Here is a 17,683-nt window from a genome sequence, read left to right on the forward strand (position 1 = left end):
GTCCCCACTTCGCTTGAAAACGCTTTGGTCAGAAGCCGAACTGCTCGGCGAGAATGCGTTCGTCGAGGCTGTGTCCGGGATCAAACAGCAGGTTCAGCGAGATCGCATGGTCCATCTTGATGTCGACTTTGCGCACGAAGCGCACCTCGTCGTGATCGGCGACGGCGGCGACCGGACGCTTGTCGGCCTCCATGACCTCTATGGTGACGGTGGCCTTGTCCGGCAGTAGCGCGCCACGCCAGCGCCGCGGCCGAAACGGCGAGATCGGCGTCAGCGCCAGCAGAGGCGCGTTGATCGGAATGATCGCGCCTTGCGCCGATAAATTATAGGCGGTCGAGCCCGCGGGTGTCGCCACCAGAACGCCGTCGGCGACCAGTTCGGCGAGCCGCTCCTTGCCGTCGATAAGGATGCGCAGGCGCGCGGCCTGCGCGCTTTGCCGGAACAGCGACACTTCGTTGATGGCGCGCCGCTCGTGGACGCCGCCCTGGTCGTCGCGGGCTTCCATCACCAGCGGATGGATGACCGTCGTATGCGCCGCGGCGAGACGCTCGCGCAGGCCGTCGATGGAAAACTCGTTCATCAGAAAGCCGACTGTGCCGCGGTGCATGCCATAGATCGGCTTGGCCGACGTCATGAAGCGGTGCAGCGTCTGCAGCATCAGGCCGTCGCCGCCGAGCGCCACGATGACGTCGGCGTCCTTCGGATCGACATTGTCGTAGCGCGCCTCGAGCTGAACGATGGCGGCGCGCGCTTCCGGCGTCGGGCTGGCGACGAAGGCGATGCGCTTGAAGGAGGAGGCCGAGGGGCTCATGGGCTTGTGAGAATTGGGGGCTTTTGAGAAACCGGTCCCGCGCAAAAAGTTCTACGCAAGTCCCTGTCAGGCATTCGATTTCCGGCGTCCCTTTATACGACTTGGGTCCGGCTTGTCGAGGCGCGGGCCCGTCACGCTCTTTTTCGGCGTCGGGCCGGCAAAGACCGGGATCTGGAAACGCCGCCGATACTGGCCGGGCGCCAGACCGGTGGTCCGCTTGAACAGGCGGCGGAAAAAGGCTGGATCTTCGTAGCCGACACGCCAGGCGATCGCATCGGCGGACTCGTCGGTGCGTTCGAGCCGCCGCTTGGCGTCCTCGACCCGCAAACGTTGCACATAGTCGATCGGTGCATAGCCCGTCGCGCCCCTGAAGCGCCGCTTGAAGGTACGTTCGGCGAGCCCCGACCGGCGGATCATCTCGTCCACCGGATTGGCGATGGCAAAGTGTGTGGCGAGCCAGTCCTGCGCCGACGCGATGATGGCGTCGCCGTGATGTCTCGGCCCATCGAAGACGATGTAGGGCGCGAGGCCGTCGTGGTGCCACTGCAACGCAAAGAACCGCGCGATCGTCTGCGCAGCGGCAGCGCCGACATAACGTGCGATCAGATAGAGCACGAGATCGTGCCACGTCATCGACGCGCCCGACGTGACGAACTCCTGGCGTTGGCCGGATATGACAAGAACGCGCTCGGGATCGATCGGCACCCTCGGATATGTTTTGCGGAATGCATCGGCATAGCCGAAATGGACAGTCGCTTCGATGCCATCGAACAAGCCGGTTTCGGCGAGCAGAAACACGCCCGAACAGGCCGAACACAAAACTGCGCCGCGTGCGTTCTGCGCGCGCAGCCAATCGACCAGCTCGGGATAACGGCCGATTTCCCAGATGCCGCCGCGCAGGACGACGGACGGCACGATCACGATATCGGTCTGCTTGACGTCCGCGATCGTGGCGCTCGGCGCGACCGGCAGGCCGCTCGCCAAGGTCACCGGCTCCTTTTGAATGGCGACGATGTCGACCTTGAACGGCGGTCTCCGCGGAAGCGCCGCATCGGCGCCCGACAGCATTCGAAAAGAGTTCAGCACGTCGAACAGGCCGGTGATACTTGAAACGGCGCCGTCGGGAAGGGCGACGAGGCTGACGTGGAGCGGACGCTCGGACTTGGCCATCGGGAGCTCCGTTCAAGGCGCGTTGGCACAAATGAACCGGTTTTGGCGAACCTGCCACTCAAATCGCTGGCCGACAACGGTCACAAGCGCGCTACAGGGCGGGCGCCGGGCCCGCCGCAGCGATGGAGATGACGATGGCCCTCGACGAAGGCAAATTGAACGATCTGGTGACCAGGCTGGTCGGCGACATTTCGGCTGGCTATGGCGGCGTCATGGTGGCGCTCGGCGACAAGCTGGGCCTCTACAAGGCGATGGCCGGCGCCGGCCCGCTCAGCTCGGAAGAGCTGGCGCGGCGTAGCGGCTGCGCCGAGCGTTATGTACGCGAGTGGCTCAACTCGCAGGCCGCCGGCGGTTACGTGACCTATCATCCGCGCAGCGCCACTTATGAACTGACGCCGGAGCAGGCTTATGCGCTGGCCGACGAGGACAGTCCGGTCTATCTCGCCCCGGCCTGGCAGGTCGTGGCCTCGATGTGGGCCGATGAGCCGAAATCGCGTGAAGCGATCCGCACCGGCAAGGGCGTTGCCTGGGGCGATCACGACGAGCGTCTGTTCTGCGGCGTCGCCGCGTTCTATCGCAACGCCTATCGCGGCAGCCTGTTGCAGCAATGGCTGCCATCGCTCGACGGCGTGGTCGACAAGCTTGAGCGCGGCGCGCGTGTCGCCGACATCGGCTGCGGCTTCGGCCACTCGACGATGCTGATGGCGCAGGCCTTCCCGAAATCTCGCTTCTTTGGCTTCGATTACCATGCCGGTTCGGTCAAGGCGGCGACCGAGGCGGCGCGCGAGGCCGGCCTGTCGGACCGCGTCGGCTTCGCGCAGGCCGACGCGACGGCCTATCCGGGGCACGGTTACGACCTAATCTGCTTCTTCGACTGTCTGCACGACATGGGCCGTCCGGTCGAAGCGGCGGCCTATGCCGCCAAGCGTCTGGCCAAGAACGGCACGGTGATGCTGATCGAGCCGCTGGCCGGCGACCGCGTCGAAGACAATCTCAATCCGGTCGGGCGCCTGTACTACTCGGCCTCGACGACGATGTGCTGCGCGCACGCTATCGCGGAGCAGGGCACGCATGTGCTGGGCGCGCAGGCCGGACACGGGCGTCTCGCCGACGTGTTCAAGGCGGCCGGCTTTGCGCATTTCCGGCAGGCGATGCAGACGCCGTTCAATCTGGTCCTTGAAGCCCGTCTCTGACCGGCGTTCAAACGGAGCGAGGACCGGAGCGATCCGGTCCTCGCTTTTGATGGTGTTGACGGGGCGCTAAAGTGAGTATCGCCGCCCCGGGCTTTGACATGGGAGTTAGAACTCCTTCCAGTCGGTGTCGGCCACAGGGGCCTCGATCTTCCTGGCCGCGCCGCCGCTGCCGGTGTGCTTGAGCCGCACGACCAGCTTGGACGCCGATTTGGCCGCAGCCGGCCTGACCGGCGCGACCACAGCTTTGGCAACCGTAGGCTTGGCCATTGCCGGTTTGGCCGCCTTTTCGATCGGAGAGGTCGCGCGCGAAGCGGCACGTTCCTCCTGTCCGAGTTGGAAGAACGCGACCTGTTCGTCCATCGTCTTGGCCTGATACTCAAGGGTCTTAGCGGTGGCGGCGTTCTCTTCGACCAAAGCCGAGTTCTGCTGCGTCGCCTCGTCCATCTGGGTCAGCGCGCGATTGATCTGATCGATGCCGGTGGCCTGCTCGGAGGAGGCATTGGCGATCTCGGACACGACCATGGCCACCTTCTTGATCGACTCGACGATCTCGGTGAGCGAATGGCCGGCACGATTGACCAGGTCAACACCGTCCTTCACCTGGCCGTTCGAATTGGTGATCAGGTCCTTGATATCCTTCGCGGCCTGCGACGAGCGCTGTGCCAGGCTGCGCACTTCGGAGGCGACCACCGCGAAGCCGCGGCCGGCTTCACCGGCACGGGCCGCTTCGACCGCGGCGTTGAGCGCGAGCAGGTTGGTCTGGCGCGCGATCTCGTCGATCACGCCGATGATGTCCGAAATCTTGCGCGAGGACTCCTCGATCTTGGCCATGGCCTCGACCGTCTTGGCCACGATCTGGCCGCCCCGGTCCGCGACGTCGCGGGTGTCGTTGGCGGAGCGGCTCGCCTCCTGGGCATTCTCGGCGTTGCGGCGCACTGTCGAAGCGAGTTCTTCCATCGCCGCCGAAGTCTCTTCCAGGCTCGCAGCCTGCTCTTCGGTGCGCTGCGACAGATCGGTGGTCGAGGTCGAGATTTCAGCCGAGGCGTTTGTAACCTCGCGGCCCGAGGCTTTGATCTCCTGGATAATCGCACGAACCCTGTCGGCCATCTGCTGAACCGATGACGCAATCTGGCCGACTTCGTCCTTGCGGTTCGTGTTGGGCACGACAACGGCGAAATTGCCGTCGGCGATGCTGTCGAGAGGGGCGAGCAATGTGCGAAGCGGCCGGGCGATCCAGGCGGTGCCGGCGAACGCCGCGAGAACCATAATGAGAACCGTGAGGAGCCCAAGCGCGACCGTTACGGTGGTGGCTACCGTGGCCGCCTCGTTGACGTGGGCCTGAGCCTCATCCGCCGATTTTCGGGCCGAGTCGACGATTTCCTCGGCATTCTTGTTGATGTCGAGCGCCGCGGGAATTGATGTTTTTGAGTTCTTGGTGATGCGGTTGTTCAGGTACTCGATTTTGGCATTCTCAACCTCGTTGAGCGGCTCGTACCGGGCCTTGGCCTGTTCGATGATCGCTAGCATTTCGCGCCGCGTGTCCACCAGCTCTTTCGCGACTCGGGCGTAGATGTCGCCATTGGCTTTCATCTTCTTGATCTGTTCGCTACGAGCGGGTGAGTTCGCCAGGCTGTCGATTCTGTCGAGGTGAGCATTGAATTCGGAATAGGCAGTCTGGAATTCGCCGTAGGATCTGTCGAGCGCTTCCTTGTCGGCGGCGGTTCGGCTCGATAGCGCGCCGACGCGCATGCCGCGCGCGGCGGCCTTTGTCAGTGCGGCTTCGGTGGACATTTCGCTGCGTTTGTCGCTGTTCTCGTTGGCGTTCTTGATCCAATTGCCGACGATGAGCTGGCTCGCAATGAGCCCGAGCACCAGCGTGATGGTGATCGAGGACAGCGCCGCCAATTTGGTGCCGATGCGGATATTTGAAACGCGAAGCATTGCGGGAACTCCAGAAGCGATAAGTTATGATTGCGGTTGATCGAAGGAGGCGGTTCCAGCAGGAACGCGCGCCGACATCGGACGCGGTGCGATGCGATGTCCCGCCGCCTCGGTGTTGCTGCGCGATCCTTCAGACATCGAGAACCGCGATTTCGGTTTGCTTCTCTTCGATGAGAAGATGGGCAAGATCGATGAGCGCGATCATGACATTTTCGTTCGACACGAGACCGGCCAGGAATTGGGTTCTTTGCGCGTCTCCGGTGCGGGGTACCGACTGGATCTGCGCCGGCGTCACCGACACGATGTCGAGCACCCGGTCGCCGATGAGGCCGACCTGGCGCTCGCCGATCTGCACGATGATGACGATGTGCAGCGGTGTCGTATCCGTCAGGCCTTGGCCGAAGCGGCAACGTAGGTCGATGATCGGCACAATGGCGCCGCGCAGATTGAGGACGCCCCGAACATAGTCGGGCTGTTTGGGCAGGTGGGTGATTTGCGACCAGCCCTTGATCTCACGCACGGCCATGATGTCGACGCCGTACTGTTCATCGCCGATGGCAAAGCTGATGAACTCGGTGATGGGGGCGGCAGCGGGCTTGGCTGGGGGTGGGGTGGGGGAAACAGACGTTACGGGGGCGGCGGGCGGCGACGCGATATAGGCCATTGTGGCTTCCTTCCAATGCCCTCCTGTGAACAGAACGCCTCCTGAATGAGCAACAGCGGGTGTCGCGCATTCACCCCAGTGGAGGCTCTCGTCATTGAGGGCAAGGCATAGGTAGCGACGTAATTTTAAATGGCGATTGAGTTTGCCCTTAATCCATATTGGTTTTTTTCGCTTAATTTACACGAGTGCGACGCGTGAGCGGTGCCGTCCGCGCTCGAAGAACGCAGCGACTGCAAGCCGTTGGCGCGATCTGACCGGCGCGATGCATCGCCAATTCACGTACCGAAGACGGGAGATGTCTGCGCGCGTCACCAGAGTCAAAGTCGCGAATTTTCGAATCATCCGCGTCGATACTCAGTCTTGAACTGCACTAAAAAGCGACAGCGCGGCGATCGGGGAGATCGCCGCGCCGCGCCGGATCGATGGCAGGGCCATCGATGACCTGAAGGGTTCTAGAACTCCTTCCAGTCGGTGTCGGTCATCGCGGTCTCGATCTTCCTGGCCGCGCCGCCGCTGCCGGTGTGCTTGAGCTGAACCACCGCCGGACGTTTGGTCGGGGCCGGCTTCGTCTCCGTCGCTTTGGTCTCGGGCTTGGTGATCTTGGCGGGCGAGGGCCTCTGCGCCATATCGCGCGCGATTGAGGAGCGGGCGGCCATCGCGGCTTCTTCCTGGCCCAGGTGGAAGAAGGCGACCTGTTCGTCCATCACCTTGGCCTGATGCTCGAGGGTCTTGGCGGTCGCCGCATTCTCCTCGACCAGCGCCGAGTTCTGCTGCGTCACCTCGTCCATCTGCGTCAGCGCTTTGTTGATCTGGTCGATACCGGTGGCCTGCTCGATGGAGGCATTGGCGATATCGGTCACGATATCCGCCACCTTCTTGATCGAGGTGACGATCTCGTTGAGCGAGGTGCCGGCCTGGTTCACCAGATCGACGCCTTCCTTCACCTGGACGCTGGAGTTGGTAATCAGGTCCTTGATGTCCTTCGCCGCTTGCGACGAGCGCTGCGCCAGGCTGCGGACTTCGGACGCGACGACGGCGAAACCACGGCCGGCTTCGCCCGCACGGGCCGCTTCGACCGCGGCGTTGAGTGCGAGCAGGTTCGTCTGGCGCGCGATCTCGTCGATGACACCGATGATGTCGGTGATCTTCTGCGAGGATTCCTCGATCTTGGCCATGGCCTCGACGGTCTTGGCCACGACCTGGCCGCCCCGATCGGCGACGTCACGGGTGTCGTTAGCCGAGCGGCTTGCTTCCTGGGCGTTCTCGGCATTGCGACGTACGGTCGAGGTCAGCTCTTCCATCGCGGCCGAGGTCTCCTCGAGGCTGGCGGCCTGTTCTTCGGTCCGCTGGGAGAGGTCGGTCGTGGAGGTCGATATCTCGGCCGAGGCGTTGGTCACTTCGCGGCCCGATGCCTTGATCTCCTGGATGATTTCACGCACGCGCGTGGCCATCTGTTGCACGGCATTGGCGATCTGGCCGACCTCGTCCTTGCGATCGGTGCCCGGTACCTTGACCGTGAAGTTGCCTTCGGCGATGTCGCCGAGCGGCTTGACCATTTCGCGCAGCGGCCTCGCAATGGTGAACGCGCCCATGATCGCCGAGATGACGAGGACGATGGCCGTCAGGATGGAAAGCCCGGTGCTGACGCGTTCGGCCAGCGCTTCGGTGCTATCGGCAGTCTCGAGCGCGACCTTGCGCGCCTTGGCGGCGCCGGTATCGGTTTCGTCGATGAGGTTCTCGGCCTTGTCGACGACGCCCAGGGACTGGCGAGCAATCACCAATTGCTCCTGATCGAGCGCGGCGATCTCGGGGTGATCGGCGGCCGCGGCGCCGAGACGCGTGCGGGTATCGAACACCTTGCGCTTGCCCTCGGCGATCTTTTTACCCATGGCTGCATACTCATCGACCAGTTTGAGCATGTTCTCGACGCGCGCGCGGTTTTCCGCCACGGTCATTTTGGCGATCAACGGCTCCGCCAGGGAGCGCGTCGCCTTTTGCATCTCATCAACGTCCTTGAGCGCGTTGTCCGTGTCCTGATGGTTGCGGCTGATGCGAACATCCTTGACCGCGATCTGCAGGCCACGCATGGCGGCCTTGGCCGCGACGATGCCGTTGCCAATGGCAACCTGGTTGTCGGCGTCGTTGCTGGCATTCTTGGCCTGGCGTGCAAGCATCATCTGCGCGGCTATAAGAACGACCATAAACAGAACACCAAGCCCCGACATGATCGATAATTTGAGGCCGATACTGATATTTGAAAGCTTGAACATTGATAGCTCCTGGCGATGGAAAGAGCGCGGTTGAAAGACACGAGTGTGGAGCGCCTGCGGTTCGTCACCGCAGCCGGGATTGAGAGAAGTCTCGCTCGGAGACTTTGTCAGGCGTCGAGAACGACGGTCCTGGAGTCCGTGCCGTCGTGGTCGGCAAGCAGATGCGGCAGGTCGATCAAGGCGATCATCACCTCCTCGTTCGACACCAGGCCGGCGAGGAACTTGGTCGAGTGGGTGTGACCGGTGCGCGGCACGGGCTGGATCTGAGCTGGCGTCACTGAGACGATGTCGAGCACGCGGTCGCCGATGAGGCCGATCTGGCGGTCGCCGATCTGGACGATGATCACGATATGCAGCGGCGAAGTTTCGGTCAGTCCTTGCCCAAAGCGGCATCGCAGATCGACGATCGGGACGATGGCGCCGCGCAGATTGAGCACGCCGCGCACGTAATCCGGTTGCTTGGGCAAGTGCGTGATGTCCGACCAGCCCTTGATCTCGCGCACGGCCATGATGTCGACGCCGTATTGCTCCTCGCCGATGGCGAAGCTGATGAACTCCGTGACGGCGGAGGTAGCCGTAACGGTTGCATGATTTGTGTCGATGGTTGTGGCATGTGCAACCAACGATGGTATCGGCATGGATGGGCTCGAGGAAGCTTGTGACATTCCAATGGGTCCTTATTGTCCCGGCAGGCAGACAACAGTCGACGAAATGCACGGCTTTACAGGCCGAACATGAGGGCTACGTGATCGGCTGATCAACGTCACAACCCCGTAGTATTAAAATACCTTGTTTACCTTAAATATTAATTGATTTTATTCATAATTTGTTTAGTTCATTGAGTTGTAAAATACAACCATTTAGAGTGCAATCGAAGAGGATTGAGTTGCAAATTGCCGAGCAAAAAGATCGCCTTGGCGAAAATCCGGAATTGCGGCGCCAGCGCGTTCTACAGGGAGGCGGGTGGATATTTGGGGCTGTATCGCAGCGGTCGATGTCGCTCACGCGCGAATCGAATCGCGTTCGTGCCACGCTCTGCGTTCTGTGATGCGCTGATCGCGGCAGGCAAAAAAGAACCGCCGGGCATTGCCCCGGCGGTTTAACAATGACGCTCGCAATCGTCGCCGGTTACGGCGCGTGCGGCGATCAGTAGGTGCCGGTGCCGTCAATCACCGATTTAAGCTCGACGTACTCCTTGCAGCTCGTATTGCCGCACAGCGAAGCCACCTTGGTCAGGTATTCCTTGGCCTTGACGCGGTTGCCCTGTTCAGCCTGCCACATGCCGTAATAGGACCATGTGCGGGTATGCTTCGGGTCGGCCTTCAGCGCTGCCTCGTACCAGATCTTCGATTGTTCGTAGTTACCCATGCGGCGGTTGGCATAGCCGATGTAGTTGGCGACATCGGGATTGTCGTCGCGGCCGAGCGCGTGCATGGCGGCAATGCCCTTGTCGTATTGACCGGCGAGGATCATGTCGCGGGCGGCACGATAGCCGCGGACAAATTCGTCATAGGCTTTTGCGTGAGCAAGCTGCTGTTCGGGCTGCTCGATCGCGCTGCCTTTCTTCTTTTCCTTTTTCTTGTCATCGGTCGGCGTGTCAGTTCCTGCCGCGTAGACAGCATTGAGGCCGACGGCGGTGACGAGCAGAGCCGCGGCAGCGACCGCGGGGAGGTGGCGGAAGAAGCGGGAGAGGATCATGGTGACTGGACCTCTTGGGTTGAACCGGCACAGCAACAGTAGGTTACGACAGTTTGACTGCCTGACGAGAAAAACATTCCGTGAAGCCGGTTTAATCCCTTACCCGCGAAATTTCGCTGTGGGGACGGCGCTTGACTCGTCCTGCGGTTCCATTGAATGATTTGCCTGTGCTGGTTCCCCGGGTCGCTCCGGGGACGAAAGAGGGAACACGGTTGGCCGCAATGTCGCCGGGCGATAGTTGTCGCTTAGCGATTTTGCGCATTCCGTGGCTGCCCCCGCAACTGTGAGCGGCGAGCCCGCGTCCGAACGGCCACTGGGAATTCTCCTCGGAGCTTGTCTCCTGCGAGAGCCTGGGAAGGCCGGACGCAACAAGGCGTTTTTAAAAGCGCCAGGCTATGACCCGCGAGCCAGGAGACCTGCCAGCGCAGTCACCCAACCGGTGGACGGGCGGTCCATACGGAGCGGCGCTTTCGCAGCGGTGACGTCAATGCCGGTGCGATGGTCCGTTGGAATGGTTTTTCCCGCGAACATCGGCAGGTGAGCGTCTCGAGGCGTCAATCGTCCGCGTTGCGTTCGCATGTTCCTCGCACCGGGTTTTGGTTTCACCCGGCGCGCCCGTTCGAGGACGGGCGCCATCGAAGGAATGTGCGTTATGGGGGCTCGTTTTCATCTGGCTGCCGCGAGTGCGGCGGCCGTCATTGCCGCGGTGCAGGCCGCATCGGCTCAACAATCCGAACCGGTCGTGCTGCCGGAGGTCTCGGTCAGCGCCACCGGCATAGCGACGCCGCTCGACCAGATCGGCAGCTCGGTGACGGTCATCACCGCCGCCGACATCGCCCGCACCCAGCGCCGCACGTTGCCGGACGTTTTGAACAATGTGCCCGGCCTCAACGTGGTGCAGACTGGCGGCCCGGGCGGGCAAACCGCGATCTTCATGCGCGGCACCAATTCGAACCACGTCAAGGTACTTCTCGACGGCATCGATATTGGCGATCCGACAACGCCGAACGGTGCGATCGATCTTGCCCATATCGCCACTGGCGACATCGAGCGCGTCGAGGTGCTGCGCGGGCCGCAGGGCGGTCTTTACGGCGCTAATGCCATCGGCGGCGTGATCTCGATCACCACCAGGAAAGGCGAGGGGCCGGCGAAGGCCACGGCCACGCTCGAAGGCGGCGCGCTCGGCACCTTCAACCAGTCGGCGGCGGTCAGCGGCGCCAAGGATCGCTTCGACTATGCCTTCAGCGTCGCGCATCTGCGCTCGACAAACATCGACGTCACGCCGACTTACGTGCTGCCGGCCGGGCAGGGTGCCAATCCGAATTCCTACGACAACATGACCTATTCGACCCGGCTCGGCGCGAAGGTGACGGACGATCTCAAAGTCAATCTCATCGGCCGTTATCTCGATGCCCGGCTCAAATACACCAACGACGATCCAAGCACATTTCCGACGGCGCCTTATGCGACCCGGTCCGATTACACCAGCAAGGCCTTCTTCGGCCGCGCCGAGGCTGTCTATGCCGCTTTCGATGGCCGCTTCATCAACACTGTGGGCGTCAACGTTTCCGATACGCAACGCACCAACAAGGACCCCAACGCCAATCCCGAAACGACCAATGACGGGACGCGCACGGCCGTGAATTGGCGCGGCGAGATCGCCGTCGCCAAGGGGCATACTCTGGTGATCGGTGCCGAGCGCTCGGACGAGCGCGCCAAGACGCAAACCTACGGGGCGTTCACCGGCACGCCGATTTCCTATTCGGCCAGCAACGGCAACACCGCCGGCTATGTCGAGATACAGTCGCAATTCGCCGAGCGCTTCTTCATCGTCGGCAATGTGCGCGTCGATGACGACGACATGTTCGGCAGCTACACGACCTGGCGCGTCGCGCCGGCTTTCGTCGTGCCGGGCAGCGAGACCAAGTTGAAGGGCAGCTACGGCACCGGCTTCAAGGCGCCGACCTTGTACGAGCTCTACGGCGTCGGCGACTACAGCTATGTCGGGAATCCAAACCTGAAGCCGGAAACCAGCAAAGGCTGGGAGCTCGGCTTCGAGCAGCCTTTGTTCGGCGACCGCCTGCGCTTCGGCGTCACTTACTTCCGCAACGACATCGAGAATCTGATCAACAGCGTGTTCACGCCGGTGAACACCTACGTCAATGTCGGCAAGGCCAAGACCGAAGGTTACGAAGCCTTCGTCGATATCAAGGCTAGCGACCGGCTCCGGTTCCGCGCCGATTACACGCGCACCGGCGCGACGGATGAGATCGCCAATACCGAGTTGCTGCGCCGGCCGAAGCACAAGGCCAATGTCACGGCGTCCTATCAGGCCAGCGATGCGCTCGGCCTTTCGGCGAGTGTTGTCTATGTCGGTCCGTGGATGGATTTCGACCGGCAGGGCCTTTGGTTCACGGCCCGCGATTTCCAAGGCTACACGGTGGTCAATATTGCCGCGAACTACGAGGTCAACAAGCAGGTCACGGTATTCGGCCGCGTCGATAACCTGTTCGACAAGCGCTACGAAGTGCCGGTCGGCTGGAAGGCGCCGGGTGTGGGCGTCTTTGGCGGTATCAAGGTCTCGACCCTGTAACGCCGAGGGAACAGCCTACCGCGCGGCCGCCGGCCGCGCGGTACACCTTCAAAAATTGGTAGGATGCCCCGGAAAGTGATTCCAGGGGGGCAACAATGCCACGTTCGCTACTGACCGCAGGTCTTGTGCTCATCGCGCTTGCAGTGGCGCCGGCGCGGGCCGACGATATTCTCGATGCCATCGAGCAGGGGCGTAAAGCCTACCAAGCCGGCGACATGACCGGCGCCAAGCAGTCGCTCGACCTTGCCTCGCAGTTGATCGCGCAAAAGAATGCCGAAGGCTATGTGGCGCTGTTGCCCGAACCGTTGTCCGGCTGGCAGGCCGACAAGGCGCAGACCAGCGCGGTCGGCGGCGCCATATTAGGCGGCGTCTCGGCGGCGAACCGTACTTACACCAACGCCAAGGGCGACACAGTGGAAGTTTCGATCACGGGCGATTCGGCGCTGGTGATGCAGTTCGCGCCGATGCTGAGTAATCCGGCGATGGCCGGTGCGTTCGGCAAGCTGATCCGTGTCGGCAGTCAGCGCGCGGTGCAAAACCCGGACGGCGATGTCATGATGGTCGTCGCCAACAAGTTCCTGATCAACGTTCAGGGCTCGGCGGATGCGGCGAGCAAGGTGGCCTACGCTCAGGCAATCGACGTCGCCAGGCTGTCAAAGATGTAGAGTGAAAGGGGATGGCGTTGCGGGTGCGATGGCTGATTGTCGGGGCGACGCTGTTCGTCGCCGGGTGCACGTCGGATGATGTCGGGCCGAGTCCGGCGGAGTTGCAGGCGCGCTGGGATGCCCAGAACGTCGCGCCGCAGAACTACAAGAACGACCTGCTGGCCTTCCTGCGCACTTATCTCAAAGAGCCGGTGGGCGTGCGCAATGCGCAGGCGTCGAAGCCGCTGCTGAAAAAAGTCGGGCCGGGCGATCGCTTCATTGTCTGCGTGCGTTTTCGCGAGCGCAAATCGGGCAACACTTACGCGCCGCCGAAAGACGGTGCAGCCACCTTCGTGTCGGGCAGGCTCGATCGTTTTCTGGATACGCCGCTGGAAGTCACGGCACTGTGCAAGGACGTGCCGCTGGAGCCGTTCCCCGAACTGGAGAAGCTGACGCCGTGACAGGATGTGCCGAGGCATAGCGGTGGCACGGAATCCGAAGCGACGAGAATCCGAGGCAACAAATAACTAATAACCGCCGGGGTGACCCGACGGTTCGCATTGTTCATTCAAAGGTCGAAGTTGTCCCCGGGCTGCGAGGCTACTTAACCTTGAGGTTCTCCGCCGACGTCTTGCCGCGGTTTTCGACGAGTTCGAACTGCACGGTCTGACCTTCGTTCAGCGTGCTAAGTCCGGCGCGTTCCACCGCCGAGATATGCACGAACACATCCTTGCCGCCCTCCTGCGGTTGGATGAAGCCGTAGCCCTTCGTCGGATTGAACCACTTCACGGTGCCCTGAGGCATGCTAGATCTCCGAGGTATTACGAGTAGTAGCAACGGCTCAGTTTGGCACAATCTTGAACCGCCGAACAAGCGTTCCGATTGCCTCCCGGCTGTGACAATTGGTTCAATTTTGGGCCAAATCGCAGGATTGGTGCAAAAATCGCAGCCAACGCGGGCGTGGTGCCGGATGAGGGGATTGAACCCCCGACCTTCGGTTTACAAAACCGCTGCTCTACCGCTGAGCTAATCCGGCGATTTCCGCCCGGATAGCGGATTACACCTGACAAATCAATTGTATGTCGTGCACCCGTGGCTGCCGCGGCCGGCCACCTGGATGGCCGCAAATGCCGCCGGCATCTCCGATCGAAATGCCTGAATGCAAACACCCCGCAGCCGGGAAGGCTGCGGGGTGCTGGTGCTCACGCTTCCGGCGACCGCATCAGGGCGCCGAATGGGTCATCACATCTGGGTAATGTCGCGATCCTTGGTCTCTGGCAGGAAGATCAGGGCCACGACGAAGCTCATCGCCGCGACCGCGATCGGGTACCAGAGGCCCGAGTAGATATTGCCGGTGGCCGCCACGATGGCGAACACGGTGGCTGGCAGGAAGCCGCCGAACCAGCCGTTGCCGATATGATAGGGCAGCGACAGGCCGGAGTAGCGGATCCGTGTCGGGAACAGTTCCACCAGCCAGGCGGCGATCGGGCCGTAGACCATGGTCACGTAGATGACCAGGATCGCGAGCAGGATGACCGTCATCGGGTAGTTGATGTCCTTCGGATCGGCGCTCGCCGGATAGCCGTGGGCCTTCACTGCCGCGGTGATCGCCGCCGGCGTCGCCGCCGGACCGGCAAGAACCTGCTCACCGATCTTCACGCTCGCCGGTGTACCGGCAGGCGCCGCCGTGTTGGCGTAGTTGACCGAGGCCGCCACCAAAGCCGCCTTGATTGTGTCGCAGGCGGTGGTGAACTTCTCGGTGCCCGTCGCCTTGAACTGGAACGAGCATTCCCTCGGGTCCGCCGTCACGACGATCGGCGAGCCGTTCAGCGCCGCTTCCAGCTTCGGGTTGGCGAAGTGGGTAAGGCCCTGGAAGATCGGAAAGTAGGTGATGACCGCGAGTGCGAAGCCCGCGAGCATGATCGGCTTGCGGCCGATCTTGTCCGACAGCCAGCCGAACAGGATGAAGAACGGCGTGCCGATGGCAAGCGCGATCACGATCATGATCTGTGCGTCGACGGCCGGGACCTTGATCGTCTGGGTCAGGAAGAACAGTGCATAGAACTGTCCGCCGTACCACACGACCGCTTCGCCGGCGGTGGCGCCGAGCAGCGCAAGGATCGCGATCTTGGCGTTCGACCACTGACCGAAGGCTTCCGTGAGCGGACGCTTCGAAGCCTTGCCTTCCGCCTTCATCTTCTGGAACAGCGGCGACTCGTTCAGCGAGAGCCGGATCCAGATCGAGACGATCAGCAACACGGACGATAGCAGGAATGGCAGCCGCCAGCCCCAGTCACCGAAAGCCTGTTCGCCCATGACCGTGCGGATGCCGAGGATCAGCAGCAGTGCCATGAACAGGCCGAGCGTGGCCGTGGTTTGAATCCACGAGGTGTAATAGCCGCGCTTGTCCTTCGGTGCGTGTTCGGCGACGTAAATCGCCGCGCCGCCATATTCACCGCCGAGCGCGAGGCCCTGAATGAGGCGCAAGGCGATCAACAGCACCGGCGCCATGATGCCCCACGTGCCATAGCCCGGCAGCACGCCGATGAAGAAGGTGCCCACGCCCATCAGGATCATGGTGATGAGGAAGGTGTATTTGCGTCCTATCATGTCGCCGAGGCGGCCGAAGATCAGCGCGCCGAAAGGACGCACCGCAAAGCCGGCGGCGAAGGCGAGCAGCGCGAAGATGAAGCCGACGTTCGGCGGCACATTGGCGAAGAAGTATTTCGCCAGGAAGGCGCCGAGGGTGCCGTAGATGTAGAAGTCGTACCACTCGAACACGGTGCCGAGTGAGGATGCGAAGATGACCTTCCGTTCTTCGGCGGTCATGCCGCGGTCGGTGAAACCGGTTACGGTTGTCGTTGTCATTGGCGTTTCCCCTGATGACGCGTTGCGCGTCGGTCTTTGGGCAGCGCCGCTGTTTGTTGATTTTCTTCGAGGCCGCCCTGACCGTTAGCGATACGCCGGGGGCGCAAAGCGCGTCATTGCGCCTCTGGTCTTACGTCCAAAGGTTGAATGCGCCGACTTAAGCTATTGAATTCGTATAGCAAAAATGCGCAATCGGCCGCCGGCCGGGCGGCGAATTTTCTTCCGGAAAAACGCTGGAAAGTTCCGTCTGGCGCCGTCCGTAAAGGCGCTAGAGACCGGTCGCGATGCGCTCCAGCACGTCGATAAGCCAGGCTGCGGACTGCAGCACAGCCAGGCGCTGCGCCAGTTTGGCCTTGCGGAAGGTCTCATTGAGAAGTTTGAGCGCGCGCTTGTGGCCCGGATGCGCCTGAGCGGCGGATTCGAGCCGATTCAGCCGCGAGAGCAAGGCTTCGCGGCGCTTCTCGACGTCGTCGTAACGCTGGCGGAAATTCTCGCGCTCGGTGGGGCCGGTCGTGCCACCGGTAGAAGACTGGCGATTTGGCATTCCGATTAAGTTTAACTGCTGTCGTTAACGTCGCCCCGACGGCCCTTGTCGTTGAAGACGGCGCGAAAATCAAGCCCATCCACGCTTTCGCGCCGCGTGCGGGATTAATGTTACCCGACGATTGAAAGCGGTCGCGTAAATCGTTCGTATATTGTGCGAGGCGAGACATCACCTGTGGACCGCCCGCGATGCGCGCCTCGATTGCCATTGCCGTCTTGATTGGAACTCTCGGCCTGACGACGGCGCAGGCGGGCGATCTGTCCGGTTACGGCCGCTATTACGAATCGTATCCCGTGCGCGCGCCGCAGCTTCTCGTTTACGACGTCGAGCCGGGCACCGAGATCCGTGCCTGGTGGGCGTCGCCGTGGCAGAACCGGCGCTATTTCCCGTCTACCGGCAAGAAGCCGAAGGTCGGCCGCCGCGAGAACCTCAACGCGCCGCGGCGCATCGCTGCGCCCGCGCCCACTTATTATCAGGAATGGTCGACGCTCTCGCTCTATCCGCCGCGTGTGGTCATGCCGCCGGCCGACGTGGCGCCGGGCAATTCCTTCTTGCCCCTTTTGCCGCCGAAGTGAACCGATGACCTTGTCGCGCATCAATATTGCAATGCTTGCTCTCGTCGCCGCCACGCTCGGCGCCGGAAGCGCCGAGGCGCAATGGTATTCGTCGGTGCAGTCCGCGCCGGCGCCGCTCTATCCTTATGCGCAGCCGAGCCGAACCGCGACCCAGCCTTACGCTGTCGAAGTCGCGCCCGGCGCCTATGTCATCCACCGGCCCGGCGAGGTCGTTGCGCCGGCGCGACGCGCAGCGCCGGCTCCGCAGGTCAAGTCTTCGCAGGTCAAATCTGTTCGGACCAAGAATGACCCGGCGCTGATCGAAGAACTGCGTCAGCGCGCTTCCGGCAACAAAGCCGTCATCAACACGACCAAGGTCGTTTACAAGAAGCCGAAAGTAGTGGAGACGAAGCGTTACGTCGATCTGCCGCCGCGCGTGGTCGAGCGCTACACCGTCGTCGATGACACGGATGGCGGCAAGAAGGTCGAGATCGACGCGCCCGCGGCCGAGGCGCAGGGCAAGAAGGGCAAGCCCGCCAAGGATAAGGCCAAAGGCGGCCCTCGCGTCATCCAGGCTGATGCCGAGATCACCATCCTCGGCCCCGATCGCATGACCATCCAGCTCTATCGCAAGGGCGAGCTCGGCAAGCCGGGCGCGCGGTTGAACTGACGATTATCAATGTTCAAGAAATAGTGGGCGGCGACGGCGGGCTGGGGGGCCCGCCGTTTGCTT

16 protein-coding genes, 1 tRNA gene and 1 riboswitch are annotated in these 17,683 nt (G+C 62.3%); of the genes, 6 read left to right on the forward strand and 11 right to left on the reverse strand.

Annotated features, from left to right (window positions below):
* Window positions 1–28 precede the first annotated feature (28 nt).
* Window positions 29–811, reverse strand: coding sequence for an NAD kinase (locus tag E8Q40_RS09310; protein WP_137044116.1), 783 nt, complete (start codon window positions 809–811; stop codon window positions 29–31).
* Between the two features lie 66 nt (window positions 812–877).
* The gene (locus E8Q40_RS09315; protein ID WP_137044117.1) at window positions 878–1,981 is read right to left on the reverse strand and encodes a GlxA family transcriptional regulator; all 1,104 of its coding nucleotides are present in this window, start codon (window positions 1,979–1,981) and stop codon (window positions 878–880) included.
* Window positions 1,982–2,115: 134 nt separating this feature from the next.
* Here E8Q40_RS09315 and E8Q40_RS09320 point away from each other — a divergent pair, with 134 nt between their 5' ends.
* Entirely contained in the window at window positions 2,116–3,174 is a 1,059-nt protein-coding gene (locus E8Q40_RS09320; RefSeq protein ID WP_246663053.1) for a class I SAM-dependent methyltransferase, read from the forward strand.
* Window positions 3,175–3,279: 105 nt separating this feature from the next.
* Here E8Q40_RS09320 and E8Q40_RS09325 read toward each other — a convergent pair whose 3' ends face one another.
* The 5 genes from E8Q40_RS09325 to E8Q40_RS09345 form a co-directional block, all read right to left on the reverse strand.
* Window positions 3,280–5,115, reverse strand: a complete 1,836-nt coding sequence (locus tag E8Q40_RS09325) for a methyl-accepting chemotaxis protein (protein ID WP_137044119.1) — start codon at window positions 5,113–5,115, stop codon at window positions 3,280–3,282.
* A 130-nt stretch (window positions 5,116–5,245) separates the two neighbouring features.
* Window positions 5,246–5,779: a chemotaxis protein CheW gene (locus E8Q40_RS09330; protein WP_137044120.1), complete on the reverse strand. Its 534-nt coding sequence runs from the start codon at window positions 5,777–5,779 to the stop codon at window positions 5,246–5,248.
* A 452-nt stretch (window positions 5,780–6,231) separates the two neighbouring features.
* Window positions 6,232–8,049 (reverse strand): methyl-accepting chemotaxis protein, encoded by a 1,818-nt coding sequence (locus E8Q40_RS22380; RefSeq protein ID WP_137044121.1) that lies wholly within the window; start codon window positions 8,047–8,049, stop codon window positions 6,232–6,234.
* 107 nt (window positions 8,050–8,156) lie between these two features.
* The gene (locus E8Q40_RS09340) at window positions 8,157–8,687 is read right to left on the reverse strand and encodes a chemotaxis protein CheW (RefSeq protein ID WP_137044122.1); all 531 of its coding nucleotides are present in this window, start codon (window positions 8,685–8,687) and stop codon (window positions 8,157–8,159) included.
* A 508-nt stretch (window positions 8,688–9,195) separates the two neighbouring features.
* Entirely contained in the window at window positions 9,196–9,747 is a 552-nt protein-coding gene (locus E8Q40_RS09345; protein WP_137044123.1) for a tetratricopeptide repeat protein, read from the reverse strand.
* A gap of 154 nt (window positions 9,748–9,901) precedes the next feature.
* Window positions 9,902–10,186, forward strand: a riboswitch (cobalamin riboswitch).
* Between the two features lie 213 nt (window positions 10,187–10,399).
* Here E8Q40_RS09345 and E8Q40_RS09350 point away from each other — a divergent pair.
* The 3 genes from E8Q40_RS09350 (at window position 10,400) to E8Q40_RS09360 (ending at window position 13,445) form a co-directional block, all read left to right on the forward strand.
* Window positions 10,400–12,340, forward strand: a complete 1,941-nt coding sequence (locus E8Q40_RS09350; protein ID WP_168197788.1) for a TonB-dependent siderophore receptor — start codon at window positions 10,400–10,402, stop codon at window positions 12,338–12,340.
* A 95-nt stretch (window positions 12,341–12,435) separates the two neighbouring features.
* Window positions 12,436–13,005, forward strand: coding sequence for a hypothetical protein (locus E8Q40_RS09355; protein WP_137044125.1), 570 nt, complete (start codon window positions 12,436–12,438; stop codon window positions 13,003–13,005).
* A gap of 11 nt (window positions 13,006–13,016) precedes the next feature.
* A complete protein-coding gene (locus E8Q40_RS09360) occupies window positions 13,017–13,445 on the forward strand; it encodes a hypothetical protein (protein ID WP_137044126.1) in 429 nt (142 codons plus the stop codon).
* A 139-nt stretch (window positions 13,446–13,584) separates the two neighbouring features.
* Here the strand turns inward: E8Q40_RS09360 and E8Q40_RS09365 are convergent, their stop codons facing one another.
* The 4 genes from E8Q40_RS09365 to E8Q40_RS09380 all read right to left on the reverse strand — a co-directional run bounded on the left by E8Q40_RS09365 (window position 13,585) and on the right by E8Q40_RS09380 (window position 16,396).
* Window positions 13,585–13,788, reverse strand: coding sequence for a cold-shock protein (locus E8Q40_RS09365; protein ID WP_056910640.1), 204 nt, complete (start codon window positions 13,786–13,788; stop codon window positions 13,585–13,587).
* Between the two features lie 157 nt (window positions 13,789–13,945).
* Window positions 13,946–14,020 (reverse strand) — tRNA-Thr (locus E8Q40_RS09370).
* A gap of 206 nt (window positions 14,021–14,226) precedes the next feature.
* Complete coding sequence (locus E8Q40_RS09375) at window positions 14,227–15,852, reverse strand: MFS transporter (RefSeq protein WP_246663054.1); 1,626 nt, start codon at window positions 15,850–15,852, stop codon at window positions 14,227–14,229.
* 268 nt (window positions 15,853–16,120) lie between these two features.
* A complete protein-coding gene (locus tag E8Q40_RS09380) occupies window positions 16,121–16,396 on the reverse strand; it encodes a hypothetical protein (RefSeq protein ID WP_137044127.1) in 276 nt (91 codons plus the stop codon).
* A 188-nt stretch (window positions 16,397–16,584) separates the two neighbouring features.
* Between E8Q40_RS09380 and E8Q40_RS09385 the strand changes: the two genes are divergently transcribed.
* Complete coding sequence (locus tag E8Q40_RS09385) at window positions 16,585–16,971, forward strand: hypothetical protein (protein WP_137044128.1); 387 nt, start codon at window positions 16,585–16,587, stop codon at window positions 16,969–16,971.
* Window positions 16,972–16,975: 4 nt separating this feature from the next.
* Window positions 16,976–17,620 carry a hypothetical protein gene (locus E8Q40_RS09390; RefSeq protein WP_137044129.1) on the forward strand — a complete coding sequence of 215 codons (645 nt, stop codon included), beginning with the start codon at window positions 16,976–16,978 and terminating at the stop codon, window positions 17,618–17,620.
* The last annotated feature ends 63 nt before the right edge of the window (window positions 17,621–17,683 follow it).

Source organism: Pseudolabrys sp. FHR47, from assembly GCF_005153485.1.
Taxonomy (GTDB): domain Bacteria; phylum Pseudomonadota; class Alphaproteobacteria; order Rhizobiales; family Xanthobacteraceae; genus Pseudolabrys.

Excerpts from the sequence above, each read along its gene's own strand:
- E8Q40_RS09310 (WP_137044116.1), bottom strand. The coding sequence starts at position 811 with ATGAGCCCCTCGGCCTCCTCCTTCAAGCGCATCGCCTTCGTCGCCAGC.
- E8Q40_RS09315 (WP_137044117.1), bottom strand. The coding sequence starts at position 1,981 with ATGGCCAAGTCCGAGCGTCCGCTCCACGTCAGCCTCGTCGCCCTTCCC.
- E8Q40_RS09320 (WP_246663053.1), top strand. The coding sequence starts at position 2,116 with ATGGCCCTCGACGAAGGCAAATTGAACGATCTGGTGACCAGGCTGGTC.
- E8Q40_RS09325 (WP_137044119.1), bottom strand. The coding sequence starts at position 5,115 with ATGCTTCGCGTTTCAAATATCCGCATCGGCACCAAATTGGCGGCGCTG.
- E8Q40_RS09330 (WP_137044120.1), bottom strand. The coding sequence starts at position 5,779 with ATGGCCTATATCGCGTCGCCGCCCGCCGCCCCCGTAACGTCTGTTTCC.
- E8Q40_RS22380 (WP_137044121.1), bottom strand. The coding sequence starts at position 8,049 with ATGTTCAAGCTTTCAAATATCAGTATCGGCCTCAAATTATCGATCATG.
- E8Q40_RS09340 (WP_137044122.1), bottom strand. The coding sequence starts at position 8,687 with ATGCCGATACCATCGTTGGTTGCACATGCCACAACCATCGACACAAAT.
- E8Q40_RS09345 (WP_137044123.1), bottom strand. The coding sequence starts at position 9,747 with ATGATCCTCTCCCGCTTCTTCCGCCACCTCCCCGCGGTCGCTGCCGCG.
- E8Q40_RS09350 (WP_168197788.1), top strand. The coding sequence starts at position 10,400 with ATGGGGGCTCGTTTTCATCTGGCTGCCGCGAGTGCGGCGGCCGTCATT.
- E8Q40_RS09355 (WP_137044125.1), top strand. The coding sequence starts at position 12,436 with ATGCCACGTTCGCTACTGACCGCAGGTCTTGTGCTCATCGCGCTTGCA.
- E8Q40_RS09360 (WP_137044126.1), top strand. The coding sequence starts at position 13,017 with ATGGCGTTGCGGGTGCGATGGCTGATTGTCGGGGCGACGCTGTTCGTC.
- E8Q40_RS09365 (WP_056910640.1), bottom strand. The coding sequence starts at position 13,788 with ATGCCTCAGGGCACCGTGAAGTGGTTCAATCCGACGAAGGGCTACGGC.
- E8Q40_RS09375 (WP_246663054.1), bottom strand. The coding sequence starts at position 15,852 with ATGACAACGACAACCGTAACCGGTTTCACCGACCGCGGCATGACCGCC.
- E8Q40_RS09380 (WP_137044127.1), bottom strand. The coding sequence starts at position 16,396 with ATGCCAAATCGCCAGTCTTCTACCGGTGGCACGACCGGCCCCACCGAG.
- E8Q40_RS09385 (WP_137044128.1), top strand. The coding sequence starts at position 16,585 with ATGCGCGCCTCGATTGCCATTGCCGTCTTGATTGGAACTCTCGGCCTG.
- E8Q40_RS09390 (WP_137044129.1), top strand. The coding sequence starts at position 16,976 with ATGACCTTGTCGCGCATCAATATTGCAATGCTTGCTCTCGTCGCCGCC.